We start from the raw sequence: 16,246 nt of genomic DNA, 5'->3' as shown, positions 1-16,246 counted from the left end.
CCTACATCTACATCCATCTTTGTATCATATCAAGAACCTGTTTTTTTGCTTCTTCCTTTTCTTCTTCCGTATCCGAAAAAAGAACAGCAGGATTGATATTCAGAGCATGACAAATTTTTAAAAGAGTATCAAGACTCGGCGTTCTTTTACCGGTTTCAATATAGTTGATCATATTTTGAGAAATATCTGCCCTCAAAGCCAATTCCAACTGGGATAAACCTGCCTTTTCCCTTTCCTTGCGAAGCCTACTGATGACAAGACTCTGTTGTTCTCTTAAAAACACACTCATTCATAATATTTTAACTAAATATAGTATTGACACAATAAAATATAGTATGATATAATTATAAATATAGTTATGTTGACAAGCTAATCGTTTGAGGAAACTCTCATGCGGATCTTACATCAACATTTACTACGATTAAGTAATAAATATTATAAAGACAGTTTAATCTGGAGGTTAATTATGGGCGTAAAGAGATGTCAAGAAAATGTAATTAAATTTACTTCACAAGGTTTGTTGCTTTCAGCCGGGGTTATTATTGCTTCTTTGTTTATTTACATAAAGTATTTCAATGAAGTAATACACACTCCGCTTTGGTCTATAGGAATACCTATAGTTGTTTTTCTTAACTTTATTTGGTGGAGAATAGAGAAACAAGGAACCATTTTGGATTTAAATGAAAGAGTTATAAAGTTTAAACCTAATTATTTTATAGCACTTTTTAAACCTTTTGCTAAATTAAATCAAAAAACTGTTAGTTTAGATGAAATTATTGGAGCATCATTGAATTTTGATGTTAATATAAGTTCAGACAATAAAATTACAAAATTTTATAGTGTAAATATCAGTGGAACATTTGGAGCTAAAGATATTGGTTTTATGACACGAGAAACTGCACAAAGTTTATATTCAATGATAGCAGCAGCCTGTAATCTACACTGAAAGTGTTAATTATAATTCCTACCAACCACTTCAACCTTACAATTGCTTAGTTCGGCTTACCTTAAACAAAATGGAGTAAGCCGGCTTTTCGGTTAAAGTTATTAAGTTTGGGGCAATTTTGCCCCCTTCTCTCCCCTTGCGGTTAAACACCATACCCCCCGCACGGAAATCAAATTTATAGTATTTCACGAGACCATCTAGTATAGTACTGAAACATGTGCCCTATTGTAGCCGTAATAGATCACCTGTTTCAGCTGTAATAGATGCCCTATTACGGACGTAATTGTACATAAAATAACCTTGACAAGATACGGAGTATTACTGAGAGGTTTTTTATTAGAATTGATTTTCGTGCAATCCATATCAGCCCCAACAGGGCAACCGCACCAGATTGCTGAAGCGGTTGGCTTCCTTATTGAGCGAAATTTTAAACAAAATTTCGCTCTTTTGTTCAAAAAAACAGGGTAACCGCATCATAGGGGGAACAAAATAGCAAAAAAATAGGCTGTGAATACCCCTCTTGCAGCCGCATAGCGGCGAAAGGCGGGTTGAACAGCCTATGTTTTTTGCGAAGATGAAACTCTGGTGCGGTTACCCTGTCAGCCCCAATTTCTTTAATTGATTTTTTCCCGTCTTTATGATAAACTCTCAACCGATTAAAGGATTGAACAATTAATGAAAGAAAAAAAAGAAATCTTTACGCTTTTACATCAAGATGCGGCATCTCCTGCAAGGACGGGGGTTTTGGATCTGCCTCACGGGAAGGTGCTTACTCCGGCTTTTATGCCTGTGGGAACGGCGGCTACGGTAAAGGCAATGACAAAGGACGACTTAGACGAAATAGGTTTTGAAATTATCTTGGCCAATACATACCATCTTTTTTTGCGCCCGGGAATCGAGGTAATAAAGGCGGCCGGAGGCTTACACGGCTTTTCAGGCTGGAAAAAAAACTTTTTAACCGACTCCGGGGGCTTTCAAGTTTTTTCGCTCTCGCAGCTGCGAAAAATTACGGAAGAAGGCGTAAAATTCCAAAGCCACATAGACGGGAGCCGCCAATTTTTAAGCCCGGAAATTGCGGTAGATTTACAGACGGGCTTTAACAGCGACATTCAGATGCAGCTGGACATCTGCTCAGCTTTCGGGATAAGCAAAACCCAAACCCTTGCCGACCTAAAAATAACCATGAACTGGCTGGACAGGGCCTTTGCAGCCTGGCACAATACTCCCGATGAATATGACGGAGCCCTCTTTCCTATCGTGCAAGGCGGTTTTTTTGAAGACCTAAGACTTCAAAGCCTTGAAGCCATCTTAAAGCATGAGCCTCGAGGCATTGCCATAGGAGGCCTTTCGATAGGAGAACCCAAAGACCTCTACCAAGAATATTTGAGCTTTACGGCAAAGCATATTCCTAAAAATAAGCCCCTCTATGTAATGGGAATCGGAACCCCCGACTACATTCTCGAGGCGGTAAAAAACGGAGTCGATATTTTCGATTGCGTGTTGCCTTCACGCAATGCCCGAAACGGAAACCTCTTTACCCATGAGGGAGCCATTTCAATTAAACGCAAAGAATACGAGTTTGACTTTAACCCGATCGATTCTCAATGCAAGTGCAAGGTTTGCCGACAATATACAAGGGCCTATTTGCGGCATTTATTTAGAACAAAAGAAATTTTATACTCAATGCTTGCAACCTATCACAACTTGGCTTTTTTATATAGTATGGTACAGGACATAAGAGAGGCCGTTCAAAACGATTCTTTTAACGATTACTATAAAAACTTTTTAAAGAAATACGAAAATCGTTAGTGTTTTGCAAGCCTAAAAACAGGGCCCGTATCACGGAGGATAATTTATGAAAAACCTAAAAAAAGAATTACACTTTTTTTTAAAACTCAGTGTGCTCAACCTCTTATTTATTTTAAGCTTAACGCTCCAGCTTGCCGCCCAAGAAGCAGCTCAGCCTCCTTCAGAAAATACGGAAACTACTCAAGAAAAGACAGAAGATAAAACTAATGACAAAACAAAGAAAAAAGAAGTATCTGAATTTGAAGAAAAAAGAGACACAATCCTTTACGGTACAGGCGACGATATCTTAGAACTTATAAAAAGGCTAAAAAGCGATGAAGATGACCGCTTTGATACCGACCTACAAAAAATATTTGCCGAGACCAAAATTCCTGCAATCAGAGAAGCTTTGTTTGCTTACTTTGCCGAAAAAAAGAATGATTGCTTAAAAGCCGATGCCCTCATGGTCTTAGAAAACAAAGAAGAGTTTCCCCAAGAAACAGTCCGCACTGCTATTTCCTATATCAGAGAGCTTGAGATATACGAAGGAATAGATTTTTTACGGCAAATACTAAAAGACGAAGAAGATGAGTACAGAGACCTTTGTATTGCTGCAATAGGAAAAATAGGAAAAGCCGAAGACGCAGTTTTCCTTTCAGAGCTTTTTGATTCCGAAGCCTCAGAAGATGAAAAAAAATCTTTAATAATAAAACAAAATATAATGTTTGCATTGGAAGAACTCCACACGCCTGAAATCCGGGATTTTTTAATCCGCGTTGCTGAAGATTCCGATGAAAATGCCATTATAAGGGGTGCAGCCGTTTCTGCCCTAGGAAAGATAGGAGATGAAGGAGCTATTCCTGTTTTATCCGAAATTTTTGAAGATAAGGATCCGATTTTAAGAACTGCTGCGATAAAAGGTATTGCCGGCTTTAAGGACGCTAAGGCTAAAAACATAATGATTCAAGCCTTTAAAGATTCTTACTATAAGGTAAGACTTCAAGCCATTCAATCTGCAAAGGAAGAAAAAGCGGAGGATGCCGTTCCGTTTATCTTATACCGTGCAAAAAAAGACCCTGAAAATTCCGTACGCTTAGCCGCGATAGAAGCCCTTTCTCATTTTAACAATGCGGAAGCAAATGAGTGGCTTATCGATTCTTTTAATGAAGAAAGAACAGGGCTGCCCTTACGCTTAAAAATTGCCGAAAGTCTTTTAAAGAATAACTTTGATGTAATTTTTGAAGATGTAAAGACGGCCGCATTAAAAGCTATCTCGGACAAGAAACAAAATAAATTTTCCGCAGAACTCGGCAAGGTTATTTCAAAAGTTGAAAATAAAGGAACGGCTCCAATAGCTGAAGCCTATCTAAACCATAAGGATGCAATTCTCAAAAGCATAGGATTGGACATGTTTAAACGCAATAAATATCCCGAACTTGTACCACTTGTTTCCGCGATTGCCGAAGATGAAAAAAACGGAACTTTAAGCCGAAGGGCTAAGGACCTCTTGCAATCCGGAAATACAAACGCCCCTCAAGACAAGCAAACAGGCAAGTAAAGATGGCTAACCGCTCTTGGTCTTCCGAAGCTCTCGTCCTTTCGTTAAAGACATTCGGAGAAGGGCACAGAAACGCCCTACTCCTCTTACCCGATACTGAACACTCCTGCAAGCTGATAGATGCGGCTGTCTTCGGCGGGCCTAAGAGCAAACTGCGAAGCATGGTAATTCCCTACCACACCGGAGAAGTTTGGATTTATTCAAACCCAATAAAAAATTCAAACAAGATAAGCGACTTTAAGGTAAGCGACTACCGCATAGGCCTCAGCGATAACCTGACCCGCATTTGGTGTGCAGCCTTTGCAGCCGAATTAGCCGTCAAGCTTAAAGGAAACATCGACTGGCAAATCATAAATTCCTTTTTGACGGGGCTTGCAGTTTCTTCCGAAAACGAATGCCGAAAAGCCTTGCTCCGTTTTTTGTGGAGGGTCATTTCTTTATCGGGTCTTGCCCCGGATATGGAACATTGCTGCCGCTGCGGAGTAAGGACTTCGGGTGCAGAATCGAAAACCGATGCTCTCACCACAAATGCGGAAGATTTTTCTTACAGCGTAAAAAACTCCTTTTTCGTTCCGCATGAAGATTCTTGCGTTTGCGAGGTCTGCCTCGATAAACACGAGCCGGCATTTCCCCTTTCAGGCGAAAGCCTTTTATACCTCTTCGCAGTTCAAAATCTTATCCCAAAAATATCGAGAGGATTAAACCTCTCGGAACAAGCCTACGCCGAACTAAAAGATTTTTTATTCTATCTTATAAGGCTCGCAGCAGGTTCAAATTTTAAAACTCTCGAATCCTGTAATTTTTTGTTGTAATCCGGGCTGATTTTAAAACTCATTTTGCAAACGCAAATCAACAACCCCGGCGCAGAGCGTCGGGGTATTAAACCCTCCGCACGAATAAAACGAAAAAAAATACGTTTCAAACGTAAATGAAACGCAAAAAAATACGTTGCATTTGCGTTTGTTATATGGTATAATAATTAGCGGTACAATACACAAAATCAGAGGTCATTATTTGCAGATAAAAACAAGTTCCCGGGTATTGATATGGTTCGGTTCGGAGGTTCAATCAGCGAAATTTTAGATCGGGATATTTTGGCAAATAAATCAATCTTAGAAGAATACAATCAGGCAATTTGTTTTTTTGAAAAATATTATCAATATGAAAAAATTGAAGGGATGGAACGGAAACTGATTGAACGCATACCGACAGAAGCTTTCCGTGAAGCTCTTGCTAATGCAATCGTGCATAGAGTCTAGGATATTCCCGCACATATTCGGGTTGCAATGCATCCCGATAAAATAGAAATTTACTCTCCCGGAGGATTACCCGCAGGTATTAATAAAGAAGAGTATTTAAAAGGCTATATCTCCATATTAAGAAATCCCGTTATCGCCAATGTTTTTTTTAGGTTACACCTAATAGAAATGTTTGGAACAGGTATTAAGCGTATTATGAACTACTATGAAGAGTATGAAATAAAGCCGATTTTCGATATTTCGGAAAATAATATTTGTGTAACTCTCCCCGCTATAGATCGAAAAAAAGAAGTAAATTCGGATGAAATGCTTATTCTGGAAATTCTATCGAAAGGAATACGCTTATCCAGCAGTGAAATAGTTTTAAAAAGCGGCTTTGGAAAAAATAAGGTTGTCAGGCTTATCAATTCCCTGCTTGAAAAAAAGTATATTCAAAAAGAAGGCAGCGGTAGAGGCACAAAATATTATTTATAATTTCTTTTTAAAAAATTACTATTTCTTTCATCTATCTCGTACAATAATATTGAGAGGTGAAAATGGAAAATCAAAATTTAAAAGAAACAGAAGAGCTTTACCGATGGGATGATACTCCGGACGATCTTTATTGCCCCTTTGTATGCGAAACCGACAATCCCGAATACAGTTTAGAAAAAACCGAGGATGCCGTTGCGGTTTGTGCAAAAAACGTTTTCGGGATTCCGTCGCTATATCCTTGGCAGAGGCTTGCAATAGCCAATATCTTGGATGCGGTTCATGCAGCCGAAGCCCGCATTGAAGCGGAACAAATTGAGATTGAAAAGAAAAACGGGGAAGTTTCGGATTCGGACAAGGACGCAAAAACAAAATTGCTTCAAAAAATTAATGCAAATACCGAAGAAGAAAAACTTACTGAGCTCTATGATGAGGACGGAATTATGAGAGGAAGGCAAATTATTCTCCTACCGACAGGAGCAGGAAAGTCTTTGTGCTTTCAAGTTCCGGCCCTCTTGTTGGACGGGCCTACCGTAATCATCTATCCTCTTTTAGCCCTTATGAGCGACCAGTTTAGGCGCATGGCGGAGGGCGGGCTTGAGCCTGTAATTTTTAAGGGTGGTCAAACTAAAGAAGAAAGAGAAGCACAGCTTGCCCGCATGGAAGGAAGCGACGGAAAGCCTCCTGCAAAGCTCATAATTGCAAACCCCGAGGTTCTTTCAGCCGGGAATCTAATCGACAGGATTGCAGCCTGCAATGTGGTTCACCTGGCGATAGACGAGGCTCACTGCGTTACCGAATGGGGAGACAGTTTTAGACCGGCCTATCTTGAGCTTACAAACATAATCAAAAAGCTTCACCCCTACGCCGTTTCAGCCTTTACCGCAACGGCGAGTCCTCCGGTTTTACAGCGTATAGCCGAAATTCTTTTTGAGGGCAGGGCTCATTTGGTTCGAGGCGAATCGGACAGAACAAATATAATTTATTTTGTAAAGTATTGCAGGGTAAAAAATCCAGCTCTTCTGGAAGAAGTTCAAAAAAGAAAAAGGCCTATGGTCATCTTTTGCTCCAGCCGGAAAGGAACGGAACAGACGGCTTCTTTTTTGCGTCTGCACTTAAACGACGAAAATATAAGGTTTTATCATGCAGGCCTCGAAAGAGAAGAAAAAGCCGAAACCGAAAAATGGTTCCATGCACATAAAAGCGGCATACTGATATGTACTTGTGCTTGGGGGATGGGAGTCGACAAGAAGGATGTTAAAACCGTAATCCACATGGATCCTTCTCCTACTGCGGAAGCCTATATTCAAGAAGCCGGAAGAGGCGGGCGTGACGGGAGCATAGCCGAGGCTGTTCTTTTATGGTCTCCTGCCGATAAAAAGCGGATAGAGCTCTTGCCCGAAAAACAGCGCCTTAGGGCCGGGGTTCTTAAAGACTTTGCCGAAAGCGGGAAGTGCCGAAGAGCCGTTCTATTAGAGGCCCTCGGCGAAACAAGAGCAGAGGCGACAAACCCCGATGAAGAGGTAATCGCCTGTTCGGGCTGCGATATTTGCAATAAGACAGCAGTTCAATATCCCGAAGACGAAAGGCTTTTTGTAAGGTTCATAAAAGCAAACAAAAGAATTTTTACTCAAAATGAAGCGATCGATTTTTTTTCTTCAAAGAAGGAATTTTGGGAAGCAGGGGATGTAAAGCGTTTAAGCGAAGAGCTTATTAAAGAGGGGCTTATCAAAAAATTGAAAAGCCCCCTTTGGCACGATAAGCTTACCGTTTGATTTAAGCCGAGTTTAAAAACTTTCTTCCAAACGGGCAAAGTAAGCTTTGGGATAAGCACAGGCAGGGCATTTTTCGGGAGCGCTTTTGCTGACTACGATAAAGCCGCAGTTTAAGCACTTCCATGTTGTCGGACTTTCTTGTACCCACATGGAATTCTCCTCGATCCTTTTGATAAAGGCCTCATACCTTTCTGCATGGTACTTTTCGGCAACAGCGATGCTGTCCATAACGGCAGCGATTAGGGGGAAACCTTCTTCCCTTGCCGTCTTAGCAAACTCAGGATACATGTGCTGCCATTCATGGTTTTCACCGGCAGCTGCCTGCTTTAGGTTTTCCAAGGTTGTGCCGACCACACCTGCAGGAGCCGTTGCAGAAACGGTAACATCTCCGCCTTCTAAAAAATTAAAGAGGCGCTTTGCGTGTTCCCTTTCCTGCTCCGCAGTTTCGATAAAGATTCTTGCAATTTGCACAAAACCTTCTTTTTCAGCTGCACTTGCCCAAAATGTGTACTTGTTACGAGCCTGAGACTCCCCGATAAAGGCCGAAAGAATATTTTGTTCGGTCTTTGTTCCTTTTAATGATTGCATACTCTTCTCCTATAAAAACTTTTTGTAAGGATTATCAAATCCTGAAAAAAGTTTTTTCAAGTAGCTTTGTTTTTGCAAAACTACATACAACAATGCGACGTTTTGTACCTAAGGTACAAAACTCGACAGATAAACAGTGAGGCTGAATTTCTGCCGAACTGTTTATCGTATCTCCTTGAGGCTCCACGTTTTTTAAAAGAGGCACAGAGTAAAAACTCATTTTTTAAAAACAAAAAGCCTGTTGTTTAAGTATAAACCTATTTTTTAAATAATAAAAGGGGGCGAGGGAAAATAAAACTTTTAATAATTTAAGACTTCAATAATATAATCAAGTCTGGCCTTTAGGCTGTTTAATTGCGAACGCCGATAATCAAGATTTTGAATTTTAAAATCAATCTCGGTTATATATCCTTGTTTTAGTAAAACTTCTGAAGAAATTAAACGGTTTTGCATATTTTCTTTATTTTTTTCTGCTAAAATGCATATTTCATTTAAAATGTTTAAATTTATTTCATGAACTTCTTTTTTATTTTGATGATTGATATTAAGAGCTTCTATTTCCAACTTATTTAAATTAAGTAATTCTTTGGCTGTCTTATCTATATCATAGGCATCATCAAGTGGAGACAGCGGAATATTTATTCCAATGGTAAAATTAAAAAGCCAGTTTTTATCCGCCTTCCAGTAATTTTGAATAGTATCATTAAATTTAATGCCTCCCTTTGATTTGGAAGCAGGGTCAACCGTAAATGAAAATATAAATGACGGCAGCCTATTAAGCTGTTCTTTCAATGTATAATATTGATTTATTTTTAACTGTTTTTGTTTAAGCTCTAATTCTATTTCTTCATTTATATACTCATAAGAAATATAGTTTTCAAGTTTTTTTATCCAAGGTTCAATTTTCTCCGGTATCGTATCATCGCTCACTCCCGTTAAATTTAAACTATGAAGCATTTGAAGATATCTTTTTTTTGAATTTAAAAAATTTAATTGATTATTATATCTTCTTGTATTCTTTTCTGAAAGTTCAAGTGTAGAAAGCTTTCCTTGCTTCCATAAAGCTTCATCATTTAAACCTAGTTGTAAATCGATTTGCAGTTTTTCTTCTTCAATTTCAAGAGTCTTTTTTTGGAGCCAATAAGAAACAGCAATATATACGGCCTCTGCTATTATTTTTTGTTTTATCCGTTTTAATTCTAAATCGGCAAAATTAATACTATATTTGCCCAAATAAATCTCATATTCGGAATAAGGTTTTAAAATACCGGGAGCAAAAAAGTAAAGCGGCATTAAAAATTGACTCTTAGCAGAAGAACTGTATTCGTTTTTTGCTCCTTGTATTTTAGCTAAGGCAAAAGTATTACTGATATTAAAATTTAATCCCATCCCCATCGGCAAGGTTTGTTTTAAATTAAGACCTGTTGTAAAAGCATGTATTTGATCACGGCTTTTAACTTCCATATTTCCAATATAATTTAAATCTAATGATAGTTTAGGAATCCATCTATATTGTGTTTTTTGTGCTGCCATTTTTTTTATATTATACTTACTAAGAGCCTTTTGATACTCATTGCTGTTTGTTAAAACTATGTCAATAAAGTCTTCATATTCAATTGCATATAATGAAGATACCATACAACATATAAATATATAAAAAAATTTTTTCACCATACAAGATCCATCGTTTTTAAAAAATGCCATAAGATACTTTGCTCTTTTAAAATAATACGTGCATCAATTTCTAAACCGGGTTTTACACGATATTCTTTTTTTTCTTTATCAACTAATATATTTTTATCGAGATTACCTGTAACGGCAAAATAAACCGAACCGTCACGATCTATAAATGAATCGGGCTCTATATTGATAACCTCGCCTGTAAGCCCGCCGAATTCATGATATGGGAATGCGGTAAATCGGTATTTTATTTTCATTTTTTCCATTATTTTACCTGCATCTTTTGCAGGAACACGGATTTCGATTTTATAGTTATCTGTTCCATCCGGAACAATATTAAGAATCGATTGCCCTGCATTAATATAATCGCCTTTATTTAAGGAAGAAATTTCTTGTACATAACCTGATATGGGTGATCTAATGCAAGTGTTTTTTAAAGAAAGATTCGCATCTTTTAATTGACTGTATATTTTTTCTTTTTCTATTAAAAAGTTATCCAGTTCAGAAAGAAGAGAATTAATAAATTTATTTTTGTAAGTAGTCAAATCCAGCTCTGCCATATCTGCCTTGTATTTTAACTCTCTTAACTGAGCCTGTTGAATTGCTGTTGCAGGTAATTCAAGTGCTTCAAGCCATAATTTTTTTACCATGTTATAACGCTTTGTTAAAATCTCTTTTTCGTTTGTGTAAACCATAAAGCGGGCATAAGTTGAGCTATCTTTTTTAGAAATTACATTTTTATCGGCATTATAACTTTTAATTAAATTTTTAACTCCTTCAATTTTTTTATTCACTTCATCATAGTAGGTTTGGAGAGCTTCTTTTCTTGCCGAATAAATACCGGCATCAATTTGTAAAAGCTGCGAGCCTTTTTCTATCTTTTGCCCCGGCAGATAATTTATTTGTACAATCTCACCTGCAACTATATTTTTTACCAATGATATATTTTGTACGGGCCGTACCTGACCTTTAGCATATACTACTTCTTCCATTTTTCCGAATGTGCAATATAAAAGTGTAAAAAGCATTAGACTGCCGATTATATAAATAAAAATAGTTAAAACTGCCGGCGGTTTTTGTAAAAATATTTCATGCTTATAACGTAAATCTTTAAGATGTATAAGGCGTATGGGTTTCATAGTCAAAAATAAAAGTTAGATATCCGTATTTTGAGCATTCCAAAGATCGGTATATATTCCGTGTTTTAAAATAAGCTCTTTGTGTGTTCCTTCTTCTTTTATTTTACCTCCATCAAATACAAAAATTTTATCGCAATTTATAATTGTCGAAAGCCTGTGAGCAACAATAATTGTAGTTTTATTTTCAATTATTTCTTCAATTGTGTTCATTATAGCTTTTTCGGTAATAGCATCTAAACTTGCAGTCGCCTCATCAAGTATCAGTATTTTAGGTTCTCTAAGTAAAATACGGGCCAAGGCTATACGCTGCCTTTCACCACCCGAAAGAGTTGCTCCCCGTTCTCCTATAATTGTTTCGTAACGATCGGGCAGCTTATTGATAAAAGCATCGGAGCGGGAAACTTTTGCAGCATAATACAAGGCATTTTCAGGTAAAAACCCGTTTCCCCATAAAATATTTTCTCGAATTGAACCTGAAAATAATAGAACTTCTTGAGGTACATAACCTATAAGTTTACGATACGATTCGGTTTCCAAATCTTTTATATTTAAACCGTCAATAAAGATTTCCCCGCTTTGAAAATTATAAAATTTCATAAGCAGTTTTACAAGTGTTGTTTTGCCTGAACCGGAGGCTCCTACAAAAGCAATTTTCATTCCGGGTTTTATATTTAAATTAATATTTTCTAATGTATTACCATGTAAACCGTAGGCAAAACAAAGGTCTTTAATGTCGATAGAACCTTCTATATTTTCTATTTTAGTTTTTCCCGAATAGGTTGTTTTTTCGATAGGCATATCAAGTATTTCGGAAAGACGGTTTGCTGCAACAAAGGCTTCCTGTAAAGTGGGTTGTAAGGTTAATAAACGCCCTAAGGGGCCTAAAAAATATCCCGATAAAATAGAAAATGCTATCAACTGCCCGAGGCTCATAGTTCCGGTTAATATTTTAAAACTGCCTACCCAATAAACGCCTAAGGTTCCAAGCTGTGAGAGAGTCATTTGCACGGCATTTTCTATATTTGCAAGCGTACCTATTTCAATCCCCTTATTTACGGAATCTACCATTTTTACCTCGGTTCGCTCAAATGCAAGATCTTCACTTGAAAGAGCCTTTACCGTTCCTATTCCGTTTATGGACTCTACCATGCCTGAATATTTTTCGGCATCTATTACGGCCTTTTCTTTTATCATTCTTCTATATGGCTGCACAAAAAAACATATTACAACGGCAGAAATAATAACCGGAATAACGGCAATCAGCATGAGTATTCCGCCCGATGCACATAAAAAAGCTCCGCCTACAACCAGCATTAGGGAGTCCAAGATAATATTCATTCCTGTAGAAGACAGAACCTGTCTTATAGTATTTACATCATGAATACGGGAAAGGACCTCTCCTGTTTTACGTGTAGTAAAAAAATCCATTGGAAGATGAAGAACATGGTCAAAGTATTCAAAACTTAAAGCAGCTTCCATCTTACTGCTCATATGAAGCATAAGTTGATTACGCGAAATATTTAACAGCGTTTGAAAAATAATTACAACAAGGTATCCTAAAGAAACCAAGTTAAGCGTTATTTTTGTACCTGAATATAAAACTTCATCAACCAAAAACCGAAAATAAAAAGCAACGATTATACCTAAAAAACTTAAGAGTATACTTGCCGTAAGAACTTCGCCTACTATTTTTTTATGGGGCTTTAAAAGATAAAAAAAGCGGGTTAAAATACTGCCTGAATCTTTATTTAACTTAAATTTTTCTTGAGGAGTTAAAACAAAAAAGACACCGCTCCACTCTTTTTTAAATTCACTTATAGGTATTTTCAAAAGCCCTGAAGCAGGGTCTCCTATAATTACGTTATCTTTTTTAATTTTAAAAATTACAACATAATGTTCTGAATCATTTCTTTTTAAATGAGCAATTACAGGGAACACAATGTCCCCGGAAAATTCTTTTTCGGGACTTAAAGCTCCCTGACATGAAAATCCTAATTCTTCTGCACCGCGGACAATTCCGTATCCTGATGTACCTGTTTTATCCGTACCCGCTATTTTGCGTATATAAGAAATAGGTATTCTTTTCCCGTAATATTTGCAAAGAGTTGCAAGACAGGCAGGACCGCAGTCTTGACTGTCTTGCTGCAAGACCACGGTTAAATTGGATTTTTTATTAAACACGGCTCCTTAACACCCCAAACGGATCTTCTTTTATTGCAGTATCATTTACAGGAAGCCCCGCAACATTTAAATTTGTTATCGGTTGTAATGCGGATAATTCATTACTTATGATTGTAGAATTAAATGCACTCGATTCTTGTGCACTAAAAGGTTTTGTACCGTATAAAGTATCCAAATAATACTCATTGCCTGTATCGGTACTCCAAGGCATATAAATTGTTCCGCTGCCTCCGCCTCCGGGCGGGCTTGGAGGTTCAGGTTCATTGCCGCCGCTATCTCCTCCGCCGTTTTCGGGAGAAGGATTTTCTTCGGAAGGAGGAGCAGGACTTTCGCCGTCACCATCTTTAGGCGGTGTTCCATTTCCTCCGCCGGTGTTGTCAGGCGGAGTAGTTATTGTTTCTTCATTATTATCCTCATTATCATCTCTATCATTATCTATAGGTTCATCAGGATTGTTAGGATCAGTATCAGGGGCAGGGCTGGGAGAAGGATTAGTTATTTTATCTTCTCTCTTACGATTTTCTTCCTCTTGCTTAAGTCTTTCTTTTTCAAGCCTTTCCCTTTCAGCTTTTTCTTCTGCTATACGTTTTGCCTCGGCTTCGGCTTTGGCTTTTTCTTGGCGTATTTGATCCATGAGTCTATTTACATCTATTCCATCTCCGGCAGCTATAAAAAATTCGGGGTCAATTCTAAAGAAAGACAATTGATTAGAATTATTATTTTCTCCTGTCGAATTACTTTTTATCTCCAACTTAATTTCGAAATCTTCTTCTTGGTATGAAGGATCATAAATTGAAATTGATTGCTTATTATTTTTAAAATCCCATGCAGGACGAGAACCGGCTTTTGGTATATGAGTTTGAGTTTTATCATAAAATATTTCTACTCTGCTATCATCCCATCCGGAGTCCAATCCAAATCCAAAAGATGTTGTGGCAAATTTAATACCATTATCTCCGCCGCCCACATGTGAAACCAGTGGGCCTTTTGTTTCATCATATGGTGTATCTGAAGGTAAAACGGGAACTGCATGACCATGATATTCCCCCTTTTTCCCTATAAAAGGCATATATCCTTTATTAGCAAGGTCATGAGCTTCCTTCCCGGTTTTCAGCTTTACAAGCGGGCAATCGCAATCATTTACAACATTATTATATAAATTAACTGCATTGGCATAACTTAAATCGGAATTTTCTTTGACAGCAGAATTAACTGCCTCAGCAGCCTTTGGAGCTGAAAATTCCTGTATAAATTTATTTGCATTATCGATAATTTGATTACTTGTAGTATCATACTTTCCTTCTGAGTTTTCTAACCATTCAGTATGAAATCCAACAGCTTCTAATGTGTCCAAAGTGTTCATATTACACCAATATGACATATCGGTATGAACTCCATCAAAATTCCCTCGAGCTCCCTGTCTATATATAGCTGCTTCACGGGGAATCTTTGCAGCCTTTTCATTTTGTATTTTCCATTCTTTTATTTTCTCTGCATCAGGCTCATCACTGCCTCCATTAATTTTCTTTAACTGTTCCTTACTTAATTTGATTATCATCTCAAACCTCCTAATATTTTATATCTACCCAATCATTTTTCATCGGATCCCATGACATCTTATATGACCTATTCGGAGATATATTATATGACTGAAGCCAATAGCTATTGTCATCTTCATTCCACTGAAAGATTTCTTTATACCATACTATAAATTTGGTGTCGCCTGATAATTTTATACCGTAATACTTACCGTTAAGTGTTTTTTTATAAAAATCAACTTCCGCTATATTATAACCAAAAAATTTTAAGTCGTGTATTTTAAATCTTTGTCCGTCAAATTCTTCTACAGCGATATGCGCTCCAGAGCCTCCAAAGTAAAATATATATATTTCATTTATTCCGTTTTGATTAAAGTCGGCTACCCACCCTTGAAAAAATTGTTTACCGAAATTAGTTATATAAGGCAATTGTCTCGGATTCAACGAACCATATAAGCTTAAACTTTTTTCATAAGCAGGTAAAAATTCATTAATTGCGAAAATACTGTATACTTTTATAAAGCGGTTATTTTTAACAATGAAGCAAGCTGCATCTGATATATTATTTTTCCATGTTATATCAGATAGTTTTCCATCCTTACTATAAAAATTAGGGTGATGCTCTCCGGCTTCTTCCATCTCTTTTCTAGAATCATTGGTAAAAAAAACTATATATTCATCATATCCCGAATTTGTAAAGTTTCCTCTTATATAGTCCAACACATAATATGTATAATGATATTTATCATTTTTATCAAGTTTTGTCATATATGATTCAAACATAGGTATTAACCTTTCTCTATCGGGATCTTCTTTTGATTCTATTACAAACCCGTGTACTTGTTTTTTTATTATTTTTTCATTAATTACCCCTATGTTTAATTCTTTCGCAAGTTCGTATTTTGTATTTACGAATTTTTTTGCTCTTTTGTCCCACTCATATTTTATATTATAAAAAAAATCCTTGCCGTTTTTTGCCGTTCTTTTTTGTCTGCATTCTATTTCTTTTTCTCTTTCGAATTTTATAACCTCAACATCGGTATAATAAATCCTGTTATCTTTTCCTATATTCGTCCCTGTATACAATGCTTGAATGTATACCAAATCATAGTCATCTAATACAAAAGGAGTTCTTTCAAACTCATTTTCTTTTCCTTTTCCTGATATTTTATTATTTTCTATCATTTTAGAAAATTTTTCTATTCTCATTTCTCTGCCGCTTTTTGTATCAGAAGCTTTACACGAAAATAAAAAGGCCGTCAATATTAAAGTGAAGATAAATTTTAATTTGTCTTTTTTCATTATAACCTCCATATCTTAAGA

Annotated in this window: 14 protein-coding genes; 7 read left to right on the top strand and 7 right to left on the bottom strand. The window is 36.9% G+C overall.

All coding sequences use genetic code 11. The features are described 5' to 3' along the window. Positions 1-7: 7 nt before the first annotated feature. The gene (locus tag E4O01_RS13785; protein WP_253692863.1) at positions 8-289 is read right to left on the bottom strand and encodes a helix-turn-helix domain-containing protein; all 282 of its coding nucleotides are present in this window, start codon (positions 287-289) and stop codon (positions 8-10) included. Positions 290-466: 177 nt separating this feature from the next. Here E4O01_RS13785 and E4O01_RS13780 point away from each other — a divergent pair, with 177 nt between their 5' ends. The 7 genes from E4O01_RS13780 (at position 467) to E4O01_RS13750 (ending at position 7,797) form a co-directional block, all read left to right on the top strand. Then, the gene (locus E4O01_RS13780; protein ID WP_253692862.1) at positions 467-946 is read left to right on the top strand and encodes a hypothetical protein; all 480 of its coding nucleotides are present in this window, start codon (positions 467-469) and stop codon (positions 944-946) included. Positions 947-1,621: 675 nt separating this feature from the next. Next, on the top strand, positions 1,622-2,755 hold the full coding sequence (gene tgt, locus E4O01_RS13775) for a tRNA guanosine(34) transglycosylase Tgt (RefSeq protein WP_253692860.1): 1,134 nt from the start codon (positions 1,622-1,624) through the stop codon (positions 2,753-2,755). 46 nt (positions 2,756-2,801) lie between these two features. Then, positions 2,802-4,292: a HEAT repeat domain-containing protein gene (locus E4O01_RS13770; protein ID WP_253692858.1), complete on the top strand. Its 1,491-nt coding sequence runs from the start codon at positions 2,802-2,804 to the stop codon at positions 4,290-4,292. A 2-nt stretch (positions 4,293-4,294) separates the two neighbouring features. Then, positions 4,295-5,104: a DNA repair protein RecO gene (locus E4O01_RS13765; RefSeq protein WP_253692857.1), complete on the top strand. Its 810-nt coding sequence runs from the start codon at positions 4,295-4,297 to the stop codon at positions 5,102-5,104. Positions 5,105-5,338: 234 nt separating this feature from the next. After that, positions 5,339-5,551: a hypothetical protein gene (locus E4O01_RS13760; RefSeq protein ID WP_253692855.1), complete on the top strand. Its 213-nt coding sequence runs from the start codon at positions 5,339-5,341 to the stop codon at positions 5,549-5,551. Positions 5,552-5,554: 3 nt separating this feature from the next. Continuing rightward, a complete protein-coding gene (locus E4O01_RS13755; protein ID WP_371819660.1) occupies positions 5,555-6,025 on the top strand; it encodes an ATP-binding protein in 471 nt (156 codons plus the stop codon). Positions 6,026-6,087: 62 nt separating this feature from the next. Next, entirely contained in the window at positions 6,088-7,797 is a 1,710-nt protein-coding gene (locus E4O01_RS13750) for a RecQ family ATP-dependent DNA helicase (protein WP_253692852.1), read from the top strand. A 12-nt stretch (positions 7,798-7,809) separates the two neighbouring features. Here the strand turns inward: E4O01_RS13750 and rbr are convergent, their stop codons facing one another. The 6 genes from rbr to E4O01_RS13720 form a co-directional block, all read right to left on the bottom strand. After that, a complete protein-coding gene (gene rbr, locus E4O01_RS13745) occupies positions 7,810-8,385 on the bottom strand; it encodes a rubrerythrin (protein ID WP_253677824.1) in 576 nt (191 codons plus the stop codon). Between the two features lie 300 nt (positions 8,386-8,685). After that, positions 8,686-10,023, bottom strand: coding sequence for a TolC family protein (locus E4O01_RS13740; RefSeq protein WP_253692850.1), 1,338 nt, complete (start codon positions 10,021-10,023; stop codon positions 8,686-8,688). Between the two features lie 29 nt (positions 10,024-10,052). Next, positions 10,053-11,057, bottom strand: coding sequence for a beta-barrel domain-containing protein (locus E4O01_RS13735; protein WP_253692848.1), 1,005 nt, complete (start codon positions 11,055-11,057; stop codon positions 10,053-10,055). A gap of 162 nt (positions 11,058-11,219) precedes the next feature. Next, positions 11,220-13,385, bottom strand: coding sequence for a peptidase domain-containing ABC transporter (locus tag E4O01_RS13730; RefSeq protein WP_253692846.1), 2,166 nt, complete (start codon positions 13,383-13,385; stop codon positions 11,220-11,222). Then, positions 13,378-14,943, bottom strand: coding sequence for a hypothetical protein (locus E4O01_RS13725; protein WP_253692844.1), 1,566 nt, complete (start codon positions 14,941-14,943; stop codon positions 13,378-13,380). The genes E4O01_RS13730 and E4O01_RS13725 overlap by 8 nt, the downstream gene beginning before the upstream one ends. A 10-nt stretch (positions 14,944-14,953) precedes the next feature. Then, positions 14,954-16,225: a clustered-type lipoprotein gene (locus tag E4O01_RS13720; protein WP_253692843.1), complete on the bottom strand. Its 1,272-nt coding sequence runs from the start codon at positions 16,223-16,225 to the stop codon at positions 14,954-14,956. Positions 16,226-16,246 lie beyond the last annotated feature (21 nt).

The sequence above is a fragment of the Treponema sp. OMZ 790 genome (assembly GCF_024181285.1).
In the GTDB taxonomy this organism is placed as follows: domain Bacteria; phylum Spirochaetota; class Spirochaetia; order Treponematales; family Treponemataceae; genus Treponema_B.
This window is presented reverse-complemented; position numbering and strand designations above follow the sequence as displayed.